This window comes from Mycobacteroides sp. CBMA 271 (assembly GCF_009729205.1).
GTDB lineage: Bacteria > Actinomycetota > Actinomycetes > Mycobacteriales > Mycobacteriaceae > Mycobacterium.
The window spans coordinates 165,577-184,499 of sequence record NZ_VTHB01000003.1; the positions used below are offsets into that span (position 1 = coordinate 165,577).

At 65.2% G+C, this 18,923-nt stretch carries 19 protein-coding genes and 1 pseudogene; 10 read left to right on the top strand and 10 right to left on the bottom strand.

All coding sequences use genetic code 11. The features are described 5' to 3' along the window. Positions 1-47: 47 nt before the first annotated feature. From purT to FZI91_RS09490, 3 genes are all read right to left on the bottom strand, one after another. Positions 48-1,247, bottom strand: a complete 1,200-nt coding sequence (gene purT, locus FZI91_RS09480; RefSeq protein WP_155938773.1) for a formate-dependent phosphoribosylglycinamide formyltransferase — start codon at positions 1,245-1,247, stop codon at positions 48-50. Positions 1,248-1,347: 100 nt separating this feature from the next. After that, positions 1,348-2,565 carry an acetyl-CoA C-acetyltransferase gene (locus tag FZI91_RS09485; RefSeq protein WP_155938774.1) on the bottom strand — a complete coding sequence of 406 codons (1,218 nt, stop codon included), beginning with the start codon at positions 2,563-2,565 and terminating at the stop codon, positions 1,348-1,350. Between the two features lie 49 nt (positions 2,566-2,614). Beyond that, entirely contained in the window at positions 2,615-3,622 is a 1,008-nt protein-coding gene (locus tag FZI91_RS09490; protein ID WP_162525465.1) for an SGNH/GDSL hydrolase family protein, read from the bottom strand. 190 nt (positions 3,623-3,812) lie between these two features. Between FZI91_RS09490 and FZI91_RS09495 the strand changes: the two genes are divergently transcribed. The 4 genes from FZI91_RS09495 to FZI91_RS09510 all read left to right on the top strand — a co-directional run bounded on the left by FZI91_RS09495 (position 3,813) and on the right by FZI91_RS09510 (position 8,259). Beyond that, the gene (locus tag FZI91_RS09495; protein WP_155938775.1) at positions 3,813-4,877 is read left to right on the top strand and encodes an alpha/beta hydrolase; all 1,065 of its coding nucleotides are present in this window, start codon (positions 3,813-3,815) and stop codon (positions 4,875-4,877) included. Positions 4,878-4,935: 58 nt separating this feature from the next. Further along, positions 4,936-6,333, top strand: a complete 1,398-nt coding sequence (locus FZI91_RS09500) for a cystathionine beta-synthase (protein ID WP_155938776.1) — start codon at positions 4,936-4,938, stop codon at positions 6,331-6,333. 119 nt (positions 6,334-6,452) lie between these two features. Beyond that, the gene (locus tag FZI91_RS09505) at positions 6,453-7,022 is read left to right on the top strand and encodes an RDD family protein (protein WP_162525466.1); all 570 of its coding nucleotides are present in this window, start codon (positions 6,453-6,455) and stop codon (positions 7,020-7,022) included. Between the two features lie 64 nt (positions 7,023-7,086). Continuing rightward, the gene (locus tag FZI91_RS09510; protein ID WP_155938778.1) at positions 7,087-8,259 is read left to right on the top strand and encodes a cystathionine gamma-synthase; all 1,173 of its coding nucleotides are present in this window, start codon (positions 7,087-7,089) and stop codon (positions 8,257-8,259) included. A 60-nt stretch (positions 8,260-8,319) separates the two neighbouring features. On the opposite strand, the gene FZI91_RS09515 is transcribed toward FZI91_RS09510, so the two are convergent. Next, the gene (locus FZI91_RS09515; RefSeq protein WP_155938779.1) at positions 8,320-8,991 is read right to left on the bottom strand and encodes a GPP34 family phosphoprotein; all 672 of its coding nucleotides are present in this window, start codon (positions 8,989-8,991) and stop codon (positions 8,320-8,322) included. Continuing rightward, a pseudogene (locus tag FZI91_RS24310) lies at positions 8,952-9,167 on the bottom strand (hypothetical protein). The gene FZI91_RS09515 and the pseudogene FZI91_RS24310 overlap by 40 nt, the downstream one beginning before the upstream one ends. Here FZI91_RS24310 and ilvA point away from each other — a divergent pair. Then, on the top strand, positions 9,129-10,277 hold the full coding sequence (gene ilvA, locus FZI91_RS09520; protein ID WP_375234329.1) for a threonine ammonia-lyase: 1,149 nt from the start codon (positions 9,129-9,131) through the stop codon (positions 10,275-10,277). The pseudogene FZI91_RS24310 and the gene ilvA overlap by 39 nt on opposite strands. Before the next feature lie 78 nt (positions 10,278-10,355). On the opposite strand, the gene greA is transcribed toward ilvA, so the two are convergent. Beyond that, positions 10,356-10,850, bottom strand: a complete 495-nt coding sequence (gene greA / locus FZI91_RS09525; RefSeq protein WP_155938781.1) for a transcription elongation factor GreA — start codon at positions 10,848-10,850, stop codon at positions 10,356-10,358. A 276-nt stretch (positions 10,851-11,126) separates the two neighbouring features. Continuing rightward, positions 11,127-11,546 carry a DUF4307 domain-containing protein gene (locus FZI91_RS09530; RefSeq protein ID WP_155938782.1) on the bottom strand — a complete coding sequence of 140 codons (420 nt, stop codon included), beginning with the start codon at positions 11,544-11,546 and terminating at the stop codon, positions 11,127-11,129. Between the two features lie 100 nt (positions 11,547-11,646). Here FZI91_RS09530 and mca point away from each other — a divergent pair, with 100 nt between their 5' ends. The 4 genes from mca to FZI91_RS09550 are packed head-to-tail and all read left to right on the top strand — an operon-like array spanning position 11,647 to position 15,161. After that, on the top strand, positions 11,647-12,516 hold the full coding sequence (mca, locus tag FZI91_RS09535; RefSeq protein ID WP_162525493.1) for a mycothiol conjugate amidase Mca: 870 nt from the start codon (positions 11,647-11,649) through the stop codon (positions 12,514-12,516). Next, positions 12,513-12,809 carry a hypothetical protein gene (locus FZI91_RS09540; protein WP_155938783.1) on the top strand — a complete coding sequence of 99 codons (297 nt, stop codon included), beginning with the start codon at positions 12,513-12,515 and terminating at the stop codon, positions 12,807-12,809. The genes mca and FZI91_RS09540 overlap by 4 nt, the downstream gene beginning before the upstream one ends. Continuing rightward, positions 12,799-14,775: a thioredoxin domain-containing protein gene (locus FZI91_RS09545; protein WP_155938784.1), complete on the top strand. Its 1,977-nt coding sequence runs from the start codon at positions 12,799-12,801 to the stop codon at positions 14,773-14,775. Before FZI91_RS09540 ends, FZI91_RS09545 begins: the two co-directional genes overlap by 11 nt. 11 nt (positions 14,776-14,786) lie before the next feature. After that, entirely contained in the window at positions 14,787-15,161 is a 375-nt protein-coding gene (locus FZI91_RS09550; RefSeq protein ID WP_155938785.1) for a nuclear transport factor 2 family protein, read from the top strand. Positions 15,162-15,217: 56 nt separating this feature from the next. Here the strand turns inward: FZI91_RS09550 and FZI91_RS09555 are convergent, their stop codons facing one another. Then, positions 15,218-15,946 (bottom strand): hemolysin III family protein, encoded by a 729-nt coding sequence (locus FZI91_RS09555; protein WP_155938786.1) that lies wholly within the window; start codon positions 15,944-15,946, stop codon positions 15,218-15,220. Positions 15,947-16,037: 91 nt separating this feature from the next. On the opposite strand from FZI91_RS09555, the gene FZI91_RS09560 reads away from it, so the two are divergent. Next, positions 16,038-16,820: a (2Z,6E)-farnesyl diphosphate synthase gene (locus FZI91_RS09560; RefSeq protein ID WP_162525467.1), complete on the top strand. Its 783-nt coding sequence runs from the start codon at positions 16,038-16,040 to the stop codon at positions 16,818-16,820. Here FZI91_RS09560 and FZI91_RS09565 read toward each other — a convergent pair whose 3' ends face one another. Then, complete coding sequence (locus FZI91_RS09565) at positions 16,821-17,675, bottom strand: SDR family NAD(P)-dependent oxidoreductase (RefSeq protein WP_155938787.1); 855 nt, start codon at positions 17,673-17,675, stop codon at positions 16,821-16,823. Then, a complete protein-coding gene (locus FZI91_RS09570) occupies positions 17,675-18,922 on the bottom strand; it encodes a cytochrome P450 (RefSeq protein ID WP_155938788.1) in 1,248 nt (415 codons plus the stop codon). The genes FZI91_RS09565 and FZI91_RS09570 overlap by 1 nt, the downstream gene beginning before the upstream one ends. Position 18,923: the final 1 nt, after the last annotated feature.

Below are 18,923 nucleotides of genomic sequence, written 5' to 3' on the forward strand. Positions count from 1 at the left end.
TTGTAGACATCAGAAAAGGGGCGCCCCGCGAAGGGGCGCCCCTTTTTTCAACCCGAAACGCGGACCCGGCGTGCGGCCTCGGCGGCATTACGACGCGCGGTGTCCACGTTTTCGTCGCGTGCCAGGGCCACACCCATGCGGCGTGTGACAAAACTTTCCGGCTTGCCGAACAAGCGCAGATCGGTGCGCGGCACGCGCAGGGCCTCATCAACACCGTCGAACACCACGCCCTGCGCGTCGACCCCGCCGTAGATCACGGCACTGGCGCCGGGGGACTTCAACGCCGTGTCTACGGGAAGCCCGAGGATGGCGCGGGCGTGCAGCTCGAATTCGTTCTGCCATTGCGTGACCATGGTGACCATGCCCGTGTCGTGCGGGCGCGGACTCACTTCGCTGAAGTACACCTGATCGCCCTTGACGAACAGTTCGACACCGAAAATGCCCTGTCCTCCCAGGTTTTCGGTGACGGCTCGGGCGATGTGCTGTGCGCTGCGCAAGGCGGTGTCCGACATCGGATGCGGCTGCCAGCTCTCGACATAGTCGCCGCTGGCCTGTAGGTGCCCGATCGGCGCACAGAAACTCGTCTCAATCTTCCCGTCTGTACCCAGCGCCCGGACCGTCAAAAGCGTGATCTCGTAGTCGAAGTCGACGAATCCCTCGACGATCACGCGGTTGTTACTCACCCGGCTGCCTACCATGGCGTAGTCCCAGGCGTGCTGGACATCGGCGGGCCCATCGAGCTTGCTCTGCCCCTTGCCGGAGCTGCTCATCAGCGGCTTCACCACGCACGGGTAGCCAACAGTGTCGTCAATCGCGGCCTGGAGCTCTTCGCGCGAATCGCAGAATTTGTAAGGGCTGGTGGGCAATTCGAGTGTCTCCGCCGCCAGGCGTCGGATGCCCTCGCGGTCCATCGTGAGCCTCGCCGCGCGGGCTGTCGGAATCACGCGCACTACGCCCTCGGCCTCCAACGTCTCTAACGTGGCGGTGGCGATCGCCTCGATCTCGGGCACTACAAGATCGGGCTTCTCGGCTTCGATAAGCGCGCGCAACTGTTCGGGGTCGGTCATCGAGATGACGCGCGCATGGTGGGCGACTTGGTGTCCGGGGGCGTCTGGGTAGCGGTCGACGGCGATGGTTTCGATGCCCAGCCGCTGCAGGGCGATCAGCACCTCGCGACCGAGCTCGCCCGCACCGAGCAGCATGACTCGGGTAGCGCGCGGTGACAGGGGAGTTCCGATAGTAGTCATTGCGACGGAATTCTAGTGTCGCCGAGGCCGAGGCCGAGGTTATGGCGGGAATGTGCGAGACGAACTCGCCACAACCTCGGTCTCGGCGCTGACAAGCGAACTAGGCGAGGCGCTCCAACACCATCGCCATGCCCTGGCCGCCGCCGACGCACATCGTCTCGACACCGAAGGTCTTGTCGTAGGTGGTCAGGTTGTTCAGCAGGGTGGCGGTGATGCGGGCGCCGGTCATGCCGAACGGGTGGCCCAGGGCGATCGCACCGCCGGAGACGTTGAGCTTGTCCTCGTCGATGCTCAGCGCGCGAGCCGAACCCAGCACCTGCACCGCGAACGCCTCGTTGATCTCGAACAGGTCGATATCGCCAATGGTCTTGCCCGCGTTCGCCAATGCGCGCTTGACGGCCTCGATCGGGCCCAGGCCCATGATCTCCGGAGACAGCCCGGAGACGCCGGTCGAGACGATGCGCGCCAGCGGGGTCAGGCCCAGCTCCTTGGCTCGCACGTCGCTCATGATGACCAACGCGGCGGCGCCGTCGTTGAGGGGGCAGGCGTTACCGGCGGTGATGGTGCCGTTGGGACGGAACACCGGCTTCAGCTGGCTGATCGCCTCGTAGGTGGTGCCGGCGCGCGGGCCGTCATCCTTGGACACGACGGTACCGTCGGCCAGGGTCACCGGGGTGATCTCACGCTCGAAAAAGCCGTCGGCGATGGCCTTTTCGGCACGGTTCTGGCTGCGCACGCCCCAGTGATCCTGGTCTTCGCGGCTGATGCCGGTGTGCAGCGCGACGTTCTCGCCGGTCTGCCCCATGGCGATGTACACATCGGGGATCAGGTCGTCATTGCGCGGGTCGTGCCATTCGGTGGCGCCCTGCGCGGCCTCGGCACCGCGCGCCTGGGCTGCGTCGTACAGCGGGTTCTTGGAGTCCGGGTAGCCGTCGGGAGTGCCCTTGGCGAAACGCGAAACCGTCTCCACGCCAGCGGAAATGAAGGCGTGACCTTCTCCGGCCTTGATGGCGTGGAATGCCATGCGGGTGGTCTGCAGCGACGACGAGCAGTAGCGGTTGACGGTGGTGCCGGGCAGGAAATCGTAGCCAAGCTGCACCGCGACGGTGCGACCGATGTTGAAGCCGGCTTCTCCGCCGGGCTGACCGCAGCCCATCATCAGGTCGTCAATGTCTTTGGGATCCAGCGCGGGCACCTTGTCGAGGGCGGCCTGCACCATCTGGGCGGCCAGATCATCCGGCCGCATGCTTACCAGCGAGCCCTTGCCGGCGCGCCCGATCGGGGAGCGGGCAAGGGAAACGATCACGGCTTCGGGCATGAAAACTCCTGATATAGGGGATTTAGTACTGGTTCTACTCCCCAGGAATCTAATGCAGCGGCGCGACGGCCCTATTGTCGGGCTGGGCAGCGGGCTCGCCAACCGCGAAGGCCATCTCCGTTGCGTTGCGCCGCCAGATCTGCCCCAAGACCCGTAGCCGCGCGCCTATGGTCTGGGACTCCGCCGCTGCGGACACCCATGGCAAATCTGGGATGGGCCCACCCGTCCACTCGCCCAGGGCATGCGCGACTGCTGGGAGCAGTAGCCGCGCTGCCAGGGCATATCCGGCGGCGGACGGGTGGTAGTGGTCGTCGGCGAACATCTGCTCGGGCGCCTGCAGAAACTCCGGTGACAACAGGTCGGCAAGCGGGACGGGCACACCACCAGAGGCTCGCACCGCCGCCGCCTGGAAATGGGCCAGACGCAGTCCGCGGGAGCGCACCACCGCGCGCAACGGCTGGGGGATAGCGGTGATCACGCCGAAATCGGGGCAAGTGCCCACCACCACAGCCGATCCGGCCGCGCGCAGTCGTCGCACCGCATCGCCCAGGCGCTGCGCGGAGGCGCGCACCGCGTTGAGCGAGGTCACGTCGTTTGCGCCGATCATGATCACCGCGGCGTCCGGTGGCGGGCCAATGATCGACATGGCGTCGATCTGTGCGGCCAGCCCCTTGGACGTCGCACCCGATATTGCCTTGGTAGACAAGCGGATTGGCTTACCCGACTCCTCGGCCAACCCACGCGCCAGCAGCACCCCGGGTACCTCATCGGGTACGTGGCAGCCATAACCGGTGGCGGTGGAGTCCCCAAAAATCGCCAGGTGCAGGTCAAACTCCACCCCGCGGCTGTACTTGGTCACCGGACCTCCGCCGCGTACGTACACGCCGTCGGCGACCGGGGGAGCGTCATGAGTCTTCGGGACCACCCGGCGAACCTGCCTGGCCTGCGCATTTAGGAAGCTGTATGCGCCCCATCCGGCGGTTCCCATCGCCGCGCCTGCGGCCCCGGTACTCAGGGCCGCCCAGATCGTGCGCCGCCGTTCGGCGAGGATGCTCACGGTGGTTATTTTCACGGAGAGCGACACACCGCGCCACCCCTCTGACCAGCATCACATGAAATGACGCGCTGCCGATGCGGTATCGAAAGCGGTTCGTTGCCTGTTGATAGGTATAGTCCATCGGGCGCTAGCTGCCAGCTAGCAGCCTGAGTACACGCAGGACACTGGCAAGGCAAAGGAGCCTGAACAGATGACCGCACCGAAGCGCGCCCCGGAATACGGCTCAGGGAATGCCCTGAGCACGCTGGTCCGTAGCCTTCCGATGAGCGACGGCGCTGCCGTCGAGGTGATCGAAGACGCGGCGAGCCTGGCCGGGCGGATGCTCGGATTCGGTGTCCGGATGACGGTGCGCACTGTCCTTCAGATCGGCGCCCACGCCCCCACACTCCCGTACCCGTTTGGGCTCCTCGAAGAGCTCGGCCGGGTCCTGGTACCCCCGCGCGGCACCGTCAAGGCGACCGTCACCCTGCCCAACACCAACGCGCGCCTGATTCGTGCCAAGGGTGTGGGACCGGCGGACGGCACCGGACGCGTCGTGCTGTACCTGCATGGCGGTGCGTTCATCGTTGGCGGCCCAAACACCCATAGCGCCATGGTGTCCACGATCTCCAAGCATGCCGAGGCGCCGTGTCTGGTGGTCGATTACCGCATGCCGCCCAAGGCATCCCTGGATCAGGCCGTCGATGACTGCGTCGATGGGTACCGCTGGCTGCGCGCGCAGGGATATGCGGCGGATCAGATTGTCTTCGCCGGTGATTCGGCCGGGGGGTTCCTCTCCGTGGCGGTGACCGAACGCATTCTGGCCGAGGACGGCGAGGCGCCGGCCGCGCTGGCGCTTATCTCCCCGCTCATCGAGCTGGACCCCGCGCCCAAGGTGGCGCACGAGAACGCCAAAACCGATGTCATGTTGCCGCCCAACTGCTTTAAGGCGCTGCAAAAGATTCTCACCAAGGCCGGAGGCGGTATCCCGCCCAAGGAGATCATCGACAAGGTCGATGGACGGATGCCGCAGACATTGATGCACTGCTCCGGGTCGGAGGTGCTGTTGTACGACGCCCGCCTGCTGGGGCAGCGCCTGGCCGAACAGGGTGTTCCGGTGGAGATCAAGATCTGGCCCGGCCAGATGCATGTTTTCCAGGTGGCGGCCAAGATCGTGCCCGAGGCCAAGGCGTCTTTGGCTCAGATCGGCCAGTACATTCGCGACGCGGTGCCCGAGACTTCCTCGGCCGAGTTCGTCGCACCCGCGGCGGTCTGATCCCGCTCGCCGGGTCCTCTGTGCGCGGACCGGTCGCCGGTCGAATAGCGTTACCGGTATGCGCATCGCCCAGCATGTCTCGGATCTGATCGGCAACACTCCCCTCGTCCGGCTCAACTCGGTGGTGCCCGCGGGGTGCGGGGTAGTGGCCGCCAAGATCGAGTACCTCAATCCCGGGGGCAGCTCCAAGGACCGCATCGCGGTCAAGATGATCGAGGCCGCCGAGGAGGCGGGGCTGCTCAAGGCCGGGGGCACCATCGTCGAGCCCACGTCGGGTAACACCGGGGTTGGGCTCGCGCTGGTCGCTCAGCGCAAGGGCTACCGCTGCGTGTTCGTATGCCCGGACAAGGTCAGCGAAGACAAGCGAAACGTATTGCGGGCCTACGGCGCCGAGGTCGTCGTGTGCCCCACCGCAGTACCGCCGGAGCACCCCGACAGTTACTACAACGTCTCCGACCGACTGGTGCGCGAGATCGAGGGCGCGTGGAAGCCGGACCAGTACTCCAACCCGAACGGCCCGGCCAGCCATTACGAGACCACCGGCCCCGAGATCTGGGCCGACACCGACGGCAAGGTGACGCACTTCGTCGCCGGGGTGGGCACCGGCGGCACGATTACCGGCGCGGGCCGATACCTCAAGGAGGTCTCCGGCGGAACGGTCCAGGTCGTCGGCGCCGATCCGGAAGGTTCCGTCTACTCCGGTGGCACCGGCCGCCCGTATCTCGTTGAGGGTGTGGGTGAGGACTTTTGGCCCACCGCATACGACCCAAGCGTGGTGGATGAGGTCATCGCGGTCTCCGATGCCGATTCGTTCGATATGACGCGCCGCCTGGCCCGCGAGGACGGGCTGCTGGTCGGCGGGTCTTGCGGTATGGCCGTGGTGGCAGCGATTCGGTTGGCGGAGAAGGTGGGTCCCGACGCACTGATCGTGGTGCTGTTGCCCGATGGCGGTCGCGGCTATCTGTCCAAGGTATTCAACGACGCCTGGATGTCGTCCTACGGATTCCTGCGGAGCCCGCTGGACGGCCGTGCCTCCGAGCCCACGGTCGGTGACGTGCTACGCGGAAAATCCGGTGCGCTACCGGATTTGGTGCACACCCACCCGTCGGAGACGGTGCGCGACGCCATCGAGATCCTGCGTGAGTACGGGGTCTCGCAGATGCCGGTGGTGGGTGCCGAACCGCCTGTGATGGCCGGTGAGGTCGCCGGTTCGGTCTCCGAAAGAGAGTTGCTGTCAGCGGTATTCGAGGGCCGGGCCCAGCTGGCCGACGCCGTGTCCCAGCACATGAGCCCGCCGTTGCCGCTGGTTGGCGCCGGTGAACCGCTGAGCACCGCGGGGTCGATGTTGCGCGATACCGACGCGGTGATGGTCATCGACGAGGGTAAGCCCGTCGGCGTCATTACCCGTCATGACCTGCTCGGATTCGTCTCTTCGGGCAGGGGCATCCGGCTCTGAAAATCCCGGCGAAATTGTTGCCGGATGGTTTGGTGGAAGCCAACCTGTGGAAACACTGAAAGCGTAATGTCCTCTGTTGCTCGACGCTGATGCGTGCCATACGAACTGGAGGACAGACCGTGACCGAAGTTCCGCCACCCCCGCCGCAGGATCCGGGTGCCTATCCACCGCCGCCACCCGCGGCCGGTGGGGGAGCGCTGCCGGGCAGCAGTTTCGAAATCTGGATCAAGCGTGTCGGGGCTGTCATCGTGGACGCCATCATCCCCGTCGTCCTGGTCCTCATCGGTGAGTGGATCCTGTTCGGCACCGCCGAACAAACACAGATCTCGACCAGCATGTACGACCAAATGGACGACATGGAGTACGGCAGCGATATGCAGACGTACAGCTTCACCGGTCTGGGTATTGCTGTGTTCGCAATTTTGACGCTCGGGGCCATTGCCTTCGGACTCTGGAACCTGAAGAAGCAGGGCGACACCGGCTCGACGATTGGTAAGAACCTCCTGGGCATCCGGGTGCTCGGTGAGACCACGGGCCAGCCGATCGGATTCGGTATGTCCTTCGTTCGTCAGCTTGCCCACGCTCTGGACAGCGCGATCTGCGGTATTGGCTACCTGCTGCCGCTGTTCACGGCGAAGCGGCAGACGATCGCGGACATGCTAGTGAAGACGGTCGTCGTCCCCAAGTAGAAGTAACCCGTTAGGCGGCGCTGGGCTGTCTCACTCCTACCGGTCCGGTATAGGCTCGGATCCGATGAGTGAGCAGCGTAGCGCCGCCGACGCGTCTCGGTGGCAAGGGTTTTCCACAAGGGCTATACACGGCGGCTTCCATGCCGATCCGCAGACCGGTGCGGTCAACGTGCCGATCTACGCCAGCTCGACCTTCGCCCAGGACGGTGTCGGTCAGCTGCGTGGCGGCTTCGAGTACGCACGCACCGGGAATCCGACCCGTGCGGTCCTCGAATCCTCCCTGGCGGCACTGGAAGACGCCCATTTCGGCAGGGCCTTCTCATCGGGGATGGCGGCCACCGACTGTGTGCTGCGCGCGCTCCTGCGGCCCGGCGATCACCTGATCATCCCGAACGATGCCTACGGCGGCACCTTCCGGCTGATCGACAAGGTGTTCTCGCAGTGGGGAATCAGTCACACCCCGGTGCCGGTGGCCGATGTCGATGCCATTCGTGCGGCGATCACCCCCAATACCAAGCTGATCTGGCTGGAGACGCCCACTAATCCGCTGCTGAGCATCGGCGATATCGCAGCCGTCGCCCAGGTGGCCAATGAACATTCCGTGAAGCTGTTGGTGGACAACACCTTCGCTTCGCCCGCGCTGCAGCAGCCGCTCAATCTTGGCGCCGACATCGCCCTGCACTCCACCACTAAATACATTGGCGGACACTCCGATGTGGTGGGTGGTGCATTGCTCACCGACGACGAGGAGCTGGACACCGCGTTCGCGTTCCTGCAGAACGGGGCGGGCGCCGTGCCGGGCCCATTCGATGCGTATTTGACGTATCGCGGCATCAAGACGCTGGCGTTGCGCATGCAGCGACACAGCGAGAACGCGCAGGCGGTTGCGGAGTTCCTGGCCGGTCATTCCGCGGTCGCGCAGACCATCTACCCGGGACTGGACAGCCATCCCGGACACGCGGTCGCCGCCCAACAGATGAGCGGATTCGGCGGGATGGTCAGTGTGCGGTTGGCCGGGGGACGTCAGGCCGCACTCGACTTGTGCTCGAGAACAGAGCTTTTCATTCTCGCTGAGTCATTGGGCGGCGTGGAGTCGCTGATCGAGCATCCCGGCGCCATGACGCACGCGTCGACAGCCGGGTCGCTGCTGGAGGTTCCCGAAGATTTGGTGCGGCTGTCGGTGGGTATCGAAGAGGTGGGCGACCTGATCGGCGACCTCGAACAAGCCTTGCGATGAGCGCTTGCGGGAAGAGCGTCACACGGCGATGAGCGCTTGCGCGAAGAGCGCAAACCGCCACTAGTTCATCGAGTGCAGGGCCGCCGAGATCACCGCGGCAGTCACCGCGAGATTGACCGCCGGGCCGCGGTTGTCGCGGCTCTGAGCTGCCCACCCGCCATCGGCGATCGTCTGCGACCACCGGGACACCTGTTGCCTGCCAACGGGGTCGAGGCTCAGTATCGCGTCGAATCCGTTGACACCGTGCAGGACCGCGATGATCGCGGCGGTGCTGGGGGTGGGTGCGGCGTAGTGGAACAACACATCGGTGACACCCTGGCGCACCGCGTTCGCGCGGTCGTTGTTGGTTACCGGCCAGTGTTTCTCGGGGAACAGCGCGTTACCGGTGCGGACGGTGTGGATGTCGCCGGTGATCTCCAGGCGGTGCAGCATCTGGGAGTTCACGCCGCGGCCGACCTTGGTGATCGCCTCGGCCGGACTCATCGGCCGTCGACGCAGCCGGTGTGCCGCGCGGTCGAGCACTGGATCGCCGATATCGGGGGCCTGTAGCACGAGTAGATGCCCCGCCTTCGCCGGTTCGCCATGTGTGGCCGGCCGAACGCGTTGTGCCAGCGCGAGATCCAGCACGATAGCGGCGGCGAGCGCATTGGACCGCCTGTTCTTTTCCAGCAGCGGCCGACCGGAGGCATTGTTCAGCAACAGAAGCAGGAGGTCCTCTGCAATCTGTGGCATGAGGGGACAATAGCGGCAGATCTGGTGACATGATGCCTGGCATGGCCATTCAGTCAACGGGACCAACAGGGCTAGTGACCGTCGAGGAGGTCCAGGAGGTGGCCGAGCGCCTCGCTCCTGTGATGCGGCGCACACCGGTGGTGGCCTTTCGTGCACTCAGCGATCGCTGTGGGCACGAGGTGCGGCTCAAGTGTGAAAACTTGCAACGCACAGGCTCGTTCAAGCCACGCGGCGCCTACAACCGGATCAGCCTGTTGCCCGATGACCAGCGGGTGAACGGCGTGGTCGCTGCCAGCGCCGGGAACCACGCCCAGGGCGTGGCCTGGGCCGCGACCACTCTGGGTATTCCGTCGACGGTGTTCATGCCGGTCGGAGCGGCGCTCCCCAAGGTCGTCGCGACCCGCGCCTACGGCGCCACCGTGCACCTGACGGGTACCACCATTGACGAGGCGTTGTTGGCCGCGACGGAGTTCGCGACCAATACCGGCGCGGTGCTGATCCATCCTTTTGATCACCGTGATGTCGTGGCCGGGCAGGCCACCGTCGGGCTGGAGATCCTGGAGCAGCTTCCCGATGTGGGGACCATCGTGGTGCCAGCGGGGGGCGGCGGGCTCGTAGCGGGTATCGCGGCAGTGGTGAAGGCGGCGCGGCCGCAGGTGCGGATCGTGGCGGTGCAGGCCGCGGGTGCGGCCGCGTGGCCGGTGTCGCTGAGAGCCGGGCATCCGGTGGCATTGGAGTCGATGGACACCATGGCCGACGGCATCGCTGTCGGCAAGCCCGGAGCCGTGCCGTTCGAGCATGTCGCCGCACTAGTCGACGAGGTGCTGACGGTCAGCGAGGAAGCACTTTCGCGCGCGCTGCTGTTGTGCCTGGAGCGAGCCAAGCTCGTGGTCGAGCCCGCCGGCGCCGCCGCGGTGGCCGCGCTGCTGACGTTAAGCCCTGAGGAGCTGGGACTCACCGGCCAAGTGTGCGCGGTGCTCTCGGGCGGGAACATCGACCCGCTGCTGCTCACCCACGTCATCACCCATGGCCTGCGGGCCGCGGGACGCTATCTGACGGTGCGTGTCACCATCGCCGATGCGCCGGGCGGGCTCTCGGGTCTGCTGGATGTTTTTCGGACCTCAGGGGCCAGCGTCGTTGACGTCACGCACTGGCGTAACAGTGAGCGTCTGCGTCTGGGCGAGGTGGATGTGCTGGCGACCGTGGAAACCCGGGGGCCAGAACACCGTCAGGCCGTCCTCGACGCAATTGTTGCGGCCGGCCTGACGGTTCAAGAGGAACGGTAGAAATGCGTCGAGCGTGAAGCTGTGGCGGGATTCTGGCCGAATCTTCGCCGCAGCTTCACGCTCGATGTGAAGCGAAACTTACTCGTGGTACGGCTCGGCGCTGACCAGCGTTACCTGCACCTCGTTGCCATTCGGCACGGTGTAGCTGCGGGTTTCGCCGACCTTGGCGTCGATGAGCGCGCCACCGAGAGGTGAGCTGGGCGAATACACCTCGAGCTTGCCCTCCTTGACACCTTCCTGGCGGGTCGCGATCAGGAAGGTCTCGGTGTCGTCCTTGTCGCCGTCGTAGTAGACCTTGACGACCGAACCGGGCAGTGCGACGCCGGACTGCGTCGGCGCCTCACCCACCTTCGCGTTGTTGAGCAGCTCCTGTAGCTGCCGGATGCGCAATTCCTGCTGGCCTTGCTCTTCGCGGGCAGCGTGATAGCCGCCGTTCTCGCGCAGGTCTCCCTCTTCGCGGCGCTCGTTGATCTCGGCGGCGATGATGGGGCGGTTGGCGATCAGTTGGTCGAGTTCCGCCTTGAGCCGATCATGTGACTCCTGGGTCAGCCAGGTCACCTGGGTGTCGGTCATGGTGCAGGTACTCCTTGTCTCAGGCCAGCAACGTCCACTGGCTCTCTTCTATCGGGTGCCGGGTCGGGTGCATTGCTCGGCCATTTGGGGGAGGTTGACTCTCCAAAATGCAGCAATACACGGTCCCAGCAGGGATCCGTGTATCCGACCAGCATACCACTGTCGGTGTGATGTTCAGCCTATTTTTGATCGAGGTTTGCCCGATGTGAACGTTGCCGCCGTGTTGCCGACGATGCCCGAGGATCCGGTGTCGAGCCGCCGCGGAAGAAATCTGGTTCAGGACGCGATCAGATACGCCGGAACCGCCAGACTGCATCCGTATACATCCCCGGCCACCGCGGGCCGCGTCGTCTTCACCAAGGCGGTGACCGGCACGGATCGTTCCGAGGATGGCGGCACCAGCACCTCGCGGCGTCCCGTCTCGCTACCGTCGAAGGACCGGGCCCGCAGGATGCAGACCGCCGCCTTGGACGGGTCTTTGCGTTCCACCGAGGCGGTGACGGAAACCGTCGAGGAGTCCAGGAGTTTGTATGCGGAAAGTTCGCCCTTGACGTCTCCGGGACCCAATCGGCTGTATCCGATCGCGGCGATCGCGACTCCGGCCACCACCACCAACAGGGTTAGCCCGATTGCTATCCAGCGGCCACGGCGGGGCTTGACGGGCTTGGTGCCGTAACGCGCTTGCGGCCTGTCCATGGAACCAACCGTATGACGGCGATACCGGGGATGGAACGATGGGGCGGTGAGTCCTCCATCAGCGAGGGCAAGGCAAGACCAGAAAGAGGCGGGCGCACGGGTGACCGGATGGCGATTGATGGCGGTTCACGCCCATCCCGATGATGAAGCCAGTAAGGGTGCCGCGACCTCGGCGCGTTATGCCGCCGAGGGCGACGACGTCATGGTGGTGACCCTGACGGGCGGTGAGCGGGGCGACATCCTCAACCCGACGATGGATCGTCCCGAGATCGCGGCGAACATTTCGGCGATCCGGCGCGAGGAGATGGCCAAGGCCGCTGCCGAGCTGGGGGTGCAACACCGTTGGCTTGGATACGTGGACTCGGGACTTCCACAGGGAGATCCGCTGCCGCCGCTGCCCGAGGGTTCGTTCGCGCTGGTGCCCATCGAGGAGCCGATCGCCAAGCTGGTTGCGGTGATTCGGGAGTTCCGGCCGCATGTCATGACGACCTACGACGAGAACGGCGGCTATCCGCATCCGGACCACATTCGGTGCCATGAGGTGTCGATGGCGGCGTTCGAGGCCGCGGCGGACCCGGAACAGTTTCCCGAGGCCGGTGAGCCGTGGACGGTCAGCAAGATCTACTACAACCACGGATTCATGCGTGCGCGTATGCAATTGCTCAACGACGCATGCAAGGAGCAGGGGCACAAAGGCCCGTTTGACGAATGGCTTGAGCGCTGGCCCGCCGATGACGACACCTTCGATCGACGGGTGACCACGCGGGTGCCGTGTGCGGACTACTTCGATGCTCGGGACGCCGCGTTGCGTGCGCACGCGTCCCAGATTCCGCCGGACAGCAGCTTTTTCGCGGTGCCGCGGGAATTCGAGCGTCGGCTGTGGCCCACTGAGGATTTCGAGCTGGCCACCTCACGGGTGCCGACCAGTTTTCCAGAGGACGACCTCTTCGCAGGAATCGAGGCCAAATGATATTGCTCGACGCTGTTCTGGTGCTTGCCGACGAGAAGGGGCCGTCCAATGTCGGACCGGATTTCGGTAAGGCCGGCCCCTTTGGTTTGACGGTGGTGGTGCTGCTGATGGTGGGTACCTTCTTCCTGATCCGTTCGATGAACGGACACCTACGCAGGCTGCCGGAGACATTCGATCCCGCGCATCCCGAGGCCGATCAGGCCGTTGACGACGGAACTGTCGGCACCTCCGTCAGCGACGAGGAACCGGAAGCGCCCTCGGACCCCACCGGCCAGCGAGGCGATGACCGTTAACCGGCTCGGCGAGGCAACCAGTCCGTACCTGCGTCAGCACCTGGACAACCCGGTGCACTGGCAACAGTGGACGCCAGAGGCGTTGCAGGAAGCGCGGTCTCGCGATGTGCCCATCCTGCTGTCGATCGGGTATGCGGCCTGCCATTGGTGTCATGTGATGGCGCACGAGTCCTTCGAGGACGACGAGGTGGCCGCCGTCATGAATGCCGGGTTCGTCAATATCAAGGTCGATCGCGAAGAGCGTCCGGACCTGGACGCGGTCTACATGAATGCCACCGTCGCGATGAACGGGCAGGGCGGCTGGCCTATGACGTGCTTCCTGACTCCGGATGGCCGGCCCTTCTACACCGGGACCTACTACCCGAAACAGGGTTTTCTGCAGTTGCTTTCGGCCGTCCGCGAGACCTGGGAACAGCGCCGGGGTGAGGTGGAAGAGGCGGCCTCAAGTATCACTGGGCAGCTCCGCGAGATGTCGGGACGGCTCCCTGCCGGGCCCGGAGTGGACGCCGCGTTGACCGATGCCGCGATCGCCGCGATCCTGCCCGCCGAAGACATGCGCTTTGGGGGATTTGGTGGGGCGCCGAAGTTTCCGCCGTCGGCTCTGCTGGAGGCACTGCTGCGCGGATACGAACGCACCGGCGATGCCGACGTGCTCGGCGCAGTGACCCGGACTACGACGGCGATGGCGCGCGGCGGTATCTACGACCAGCTAGCCGGCGGCTTCGCGCGTTACAGCGTGGACACGGCTTGGGTAGTCCCGCACTTCGAGAAGATGCTCTACGACAATGCGCTGCTGCTGCGTGTCTACGCGCATCTGGCCCGTCGCACTAAAGACGATTTGGCGCGCCGAATTGCCTCCGAGACAGCCGATTTCCTGCTGCAGGAGCTGCGGGTAGGTGACCTGTTCGCGTCCTCGCTGGACGCCGATGCCGACGGTTCGGAGGGCTCCACCTATGTGTGGACGCCAGGGCAGCTCGATGAGGTGCTGGGGCCCCAGGACGGTTCCTGGGCCGCAACACTTTTCGAGGTGACGCGGGCCGGGACGTTCGAACACGGCAGCTCGGTGCTGCAGTTGTTGCGTGATCCGGCGGACGTGGACAGGTGGCGTCACGTACGCGAGGTGCTGCTGGCGGCACGGCGGCATCGGGTGCAGCCCGGCCGTGACGACAAGGCGGTCACCGCCTGGAACGGACTGGCCATCACGGCGCTCGTCGAGGCGTCGATCGCGCTAGATCGGGGCGATCTGCTGGATGCGGCAAGTGCGTGCGCCGCCCAACTGTTGGATCTGCATTTGCGCGACGGGCGGCTGCGGCGGGCCAGTTTGGGCGGTCAGGTATCCGACGGCGACGGCGTGCTGGAGGACTACGGCACGTTCGCCACGGGCCTGCTCTCTCTTCATCAGGTGACCGGGCAGTGGCGGTGGCGGCTGGCCGCGACCGAGCTGTTGGACACCGCTCTCGACCATTTCGTGGATCCGGAGTCGCCCGGCGCGTGGTTCGACGTCGCCGACGATGCCGAGCAGCTGGTGCTTCGTCCCAGCGATCCCCTCGACGGCGCGACACCGTCCGGGGCGTCGTCGGTCACCGAGGCACTGCTCACCGCCGGGTACCTGCTGGAAGACGCCCGATACCGGGGCGCGGCACATGCGTCGCTGTCCGCGGTGTCCATGGCGTTGTCACGTGCACCGCGTTCGACCGGTCATTGGCTGGCAGTGGCCGAGGCTGCAGTCCGCGGCCCCATTCAGGTCGCCGTCGCGTGTGAACCCGAGACCTCGTCGCTGCTGCGGAGGGCGCGGCTGGCGGCCCCGGGCGGGGCGATTGTGGTTGGCGGGGTGAAGGATTCGAGTGAGCTGTTGCGCGACAGAGGTCAGGTGGCGGGCGTCGACGCCGCGTACGTGTGCCGGGGTACCGTCTGCGATCTCCCGGTGACCGGGACCGAACAATTAGACGCCGCGTTGGGTCGGTAGCGTCGCCGGACATGACCGTTACCCGCGAACACGTCCTCGCTGTCGTCCAGAGCTACTGCGACCTGCTCACCTCCGGCACCGCCGCCCAGATCGCCGATCTGTACGCCGATGACGCCACCGTCGAAGATCCGCTGGGTGCCGATGTCCTCAAGGGACGCGAGGCGATCCAGGGCTTCTACGCCACCATCGAGCCGCTGGATCGTCACGGCGAGCTGAAGCTTGTGCGGGCCACCGCTAACGAGGCCGCGTTCAATTTCGAGCTGACCATCAAGCATGAGCATGGCGGCATGATCATCGCCCCCATTGACGTGATGACCTTCGATGACAACGGCAAGATCTCCTCGATGCGGGCCTTCTGGACACAGGACGACATCAAGCAGCTCTGACCCCTTCCGCTCGCCGAGTGTGAGCGCTGGTGCTCACACTCGGCGGAAGAGTGGACTCAGAAGACGGCGAACCAGACGGCGATGTAGTGGCATGTCGCGGCGATGACGGTCGCGGCATGGAAGAACTCGTGGTGACCGAAGTGCAGCGGCCACGGGTTGGGCCACTTCACGGCGTAGAGAATCGCGCCGATGCTGTAGAACGCCCCACCGACGATCAGCAACACCAGCGCGGGCACCCCGGCGCCGTGCAGCAGCGTCGACGAGAAGCCGATCGCCACCCACCCGAGCATCAGGTAGAGCGGCACTCCCACCCAGCGGGGTGCCGTCGGCCAGCACATCTTCAGGATCACCCCGGCGAGCGCGCCGCCCCACACGATGGCCAGCACCAATTTGCCATCCGAGGGTGGCATCGCCAGCATCGCAAACGGTGTGTAACTGCCCGCGATGAACACGAAGATCATCGAGTGATCGAGCCGCTTCATCCACTTGTGAGTGGTCTCGGATTGCCAGTTCACCCGGTGATACGCCGCGCTGACGGCGAAGACGCCGAACACGGTCAGGCTGTAGATCGCGGTGGCCAGACCGGCTTTCGGCGAGCGCACCGACCACGCCACCGACACCAGCACGATGCCCGCGACCACGGCGGTCATGCAGGCATAGAAGTGGATCCAGCCGCGTGCCTTGGGTTTGACGGGGAGCGTCTCGATGCCGCCAACGAGCGCGGCCATGGGTAGGGAACGTTCGGAACCTGGCGCGTCCGGTGCAAGTGGCTCATCGGTCTGCATGCGTCACAGTATCCAATTTCTCGTTGTGAACGTTCTGTGCAGATCCATATCTCTTGGCTCCACCGCGCGTGCGGCTCGCTAGGGTGGAACCGTGGAGATCATCCCGCCGCGCCTAAAGGAACCGCTCTACAAGCTCTACGAGATGCGGCTTCGTCAGGAGCTGGGTAAGGCGGCGATACCGCGGCATATCGCCGTACTGTGCGACGGAAACCGTCGTTGGGCGCGGTCGGCGGGGTACACCGACGTTAGCCACGGATACCGGATGGGTGCCCGCAAGATCGGCGAGATGCTCCGCTGGTGTCAGGACGCGGGTGTCGAGATGGCCACCGTGTACCTGCTCTCGGCCGAGAACCTGACGCGTGATCCCGATCAGCTCGGAGAGCTGCTGGAGATCATCACAGACGTCGTTGAGGAGCTGTGTGCTCCGCAGCAGAACTGGAGCGTGCGCAGCGTCGGCGACCTCGATCTGCTGCCCGACGAGGTGGCCGAGCGTATGCGTCAGGCGGTGAAGTCTGCGCCCTCGGATGCCGGGTTCCATGTGAACGTGGCGGTCGGCTACGGGGGCCGGCAGGAGATCACCGATGCGGTGCGCACGCTGCTCAACAAGGAGCTGGCCAACGGCGCCTCCGCCGAGCAGCTGGTGCAGGCGGTAACGGTTGAGGGCATCTCCGAGAACCTGTACACGTCGGGGCAGCCGGACCCGGATCTGGTCATCCGGACGTCGGGGGAGCAGCGGTTGTCCGGGTTCCTGCTCTGGCAGAGCGCGTATTCGGAAATGTGGTTCACCGACGCCTACTGGCCCGAGTTTCGGCGCGTGGACTTCCTGCGCGCCCTGCGTGATTACGCCGCGCGGAACCGGCGCTTCGGGCAGTAGCTACCGCCTGGCCATCAACTCGTCGATTTCTTGGATAGACCAGGCGGGCCCATCGATATGGTCGCGGTATCCCAGCGGCGTGGGAGCCTGGCGTTTGAACCTGCCGATGAAACCGCCTGCGGCGATGAATATTTGACCGGTGATGCGCGCGGAGAGGTCGCTGGCAAGATACGCATACATCGGCGCCACACATTCCGGCGGAGCAGGGTCAAGCGATGCCTGCAGCGTCATCTCGTCGAGTAGCCCACGTGCGTGCAGATCGTGTAGGTGTGCGACGTACTCCTCGCCCTCGGACAGTCGGGTGCGGGCACCCGGGCAGATCACGTTCGCACGTACACCGCTCTGCTTCAATTCAGCGGCGATCGCCAAGGTGAGTCCGTTGACGGCTGCCTTGCCGGCCGGGTACCCGGTGCCGCCGTAGATGCCCAGGGACGCGGTTGATCCGGTGTTGACGATGGATCCGCGGCCCTGGGCGGCCATGATCGGTGCGGCGACGCGGCAGGTGTGGAACACGGTGCCGAGATGCGCATCGATCAGCCGGTGAAAGTCGTCGGGCGTGATGTTGAGGATCGAGGATCCGGCCGGTTCGGGGATGCCCGCGCAGTTGACGAGCACATCGATCCCGCCGAACTCCTTGTGGCACGTCTCGATCAGTGCGGTGGCCGTCCGGTCGTTGTCGGGCGCACCGACAAATCCGACGGCGGTGCCGCCCGCGGATGTGATGGTGCGGACGGTTTCATCGACAGCCTCCGAGTTCCGGCCATTGATGACGACGTTGGCGCCGAGTGCGCTCAGCAGTTGCGCTGCGGCGCGGCCGATTCCACGGCTACCGCCGACTAGCACACAGTTGGGCATCAGTGCGTGACGGGACAGTAGGCCGTGTCGAACCTCTTGATGCCGTTGATCCAGCCGGAGTGGAATCGTGGCGCGTCCCCGATCCGCGAGATGTCCGGCATCCGGTCGGCGATCTTGTTGAAGATGATCTCCAGCTCGATTTTCGCCAGGTTGGCGCCCAGGCAGTAGTGCGCCCCGGTGCCGCCGAATCCCAAGTGTGGGTTGGGGTCTCGGGTGATGTCGAACGTGTGCGGGTCCTCGAACACCTCCTCATCGAAGTTGGCCGACGGATACAGCATCACCAGCCGCTCACCTGCCTTGATTGGTACACCACCGACCACGGTGTCTTGCAGTGCGGTTCGCTGCTGCGAGATTAGCGGCGAGGTGTACCGGACAATCTCGTCGACGGCGGACGCTGGCCGATCCCGCTTGAACAGCTCCCACTGATCTCGGTGTTCCAAAAACGCCATCATGCCCATGGTGGTTGCGTTGCGGGTGGTTTCGTTGCCTGCTACCGACAGCATGACGACGAAGAAACCGAACTGTTCGGGGGTGAGCTGCTCGCCGTCCACGGTTCCGGCGAGCAGACGAGACACCACATCGTTCCCCGGACAGTCGCGACGCTGCTCGGCGAGTTGGTAGGAGTATCCGAGGATTTGGGCGGCGCCGATGCGCGGGTCGATCTCGACATCCGCCTCGTCGTAACCCGTCATCTGGTTGCTCCACTCGAAGAGCTTGATGCGGTCTTCCTCGGGGACACCGATCAATTCGGCGATGGCCTGCATCGGCAGCTCGCTGGCCACCTCGCGCACGAACTCGCCGTCCCCACCTTCGAGTGCGGCCCGCACGATCCGCTCCGCGCGATCCTCCAGAGTGATGCGCAGTGCCGCGATGGAGCGCGGGGTGAACATGCGAGAGACCAGCCCGCGCAATTGAGTGTGCTCGGGGGCATCCTTATTGATCAGGACCGACAAGGTGGCCTGGAATTCCTCCGGGCTGATGTGATCCTCAAGGCGTGGGATGGCGCCCTTGCTGCCCGACGAGAAGATGTCCGTATGCAGCGAAACCTCGCGCACGTCGCGGTGTTTGGAAATCACCCAGTACCCGTCGTCGGCGAATCCACCCACCGTGCGTGCCTGCGGATTCCACCAGACCGGAGCCTCGCGGCGCAGGGTCGCGAACTCGCGGTGTGGCATCCGATCCCCATAAATGTTGGGATCGGTGAAGTCGAAACCCTCGGGGAGACCCAGTTCTGCAGCGGTTTTCATG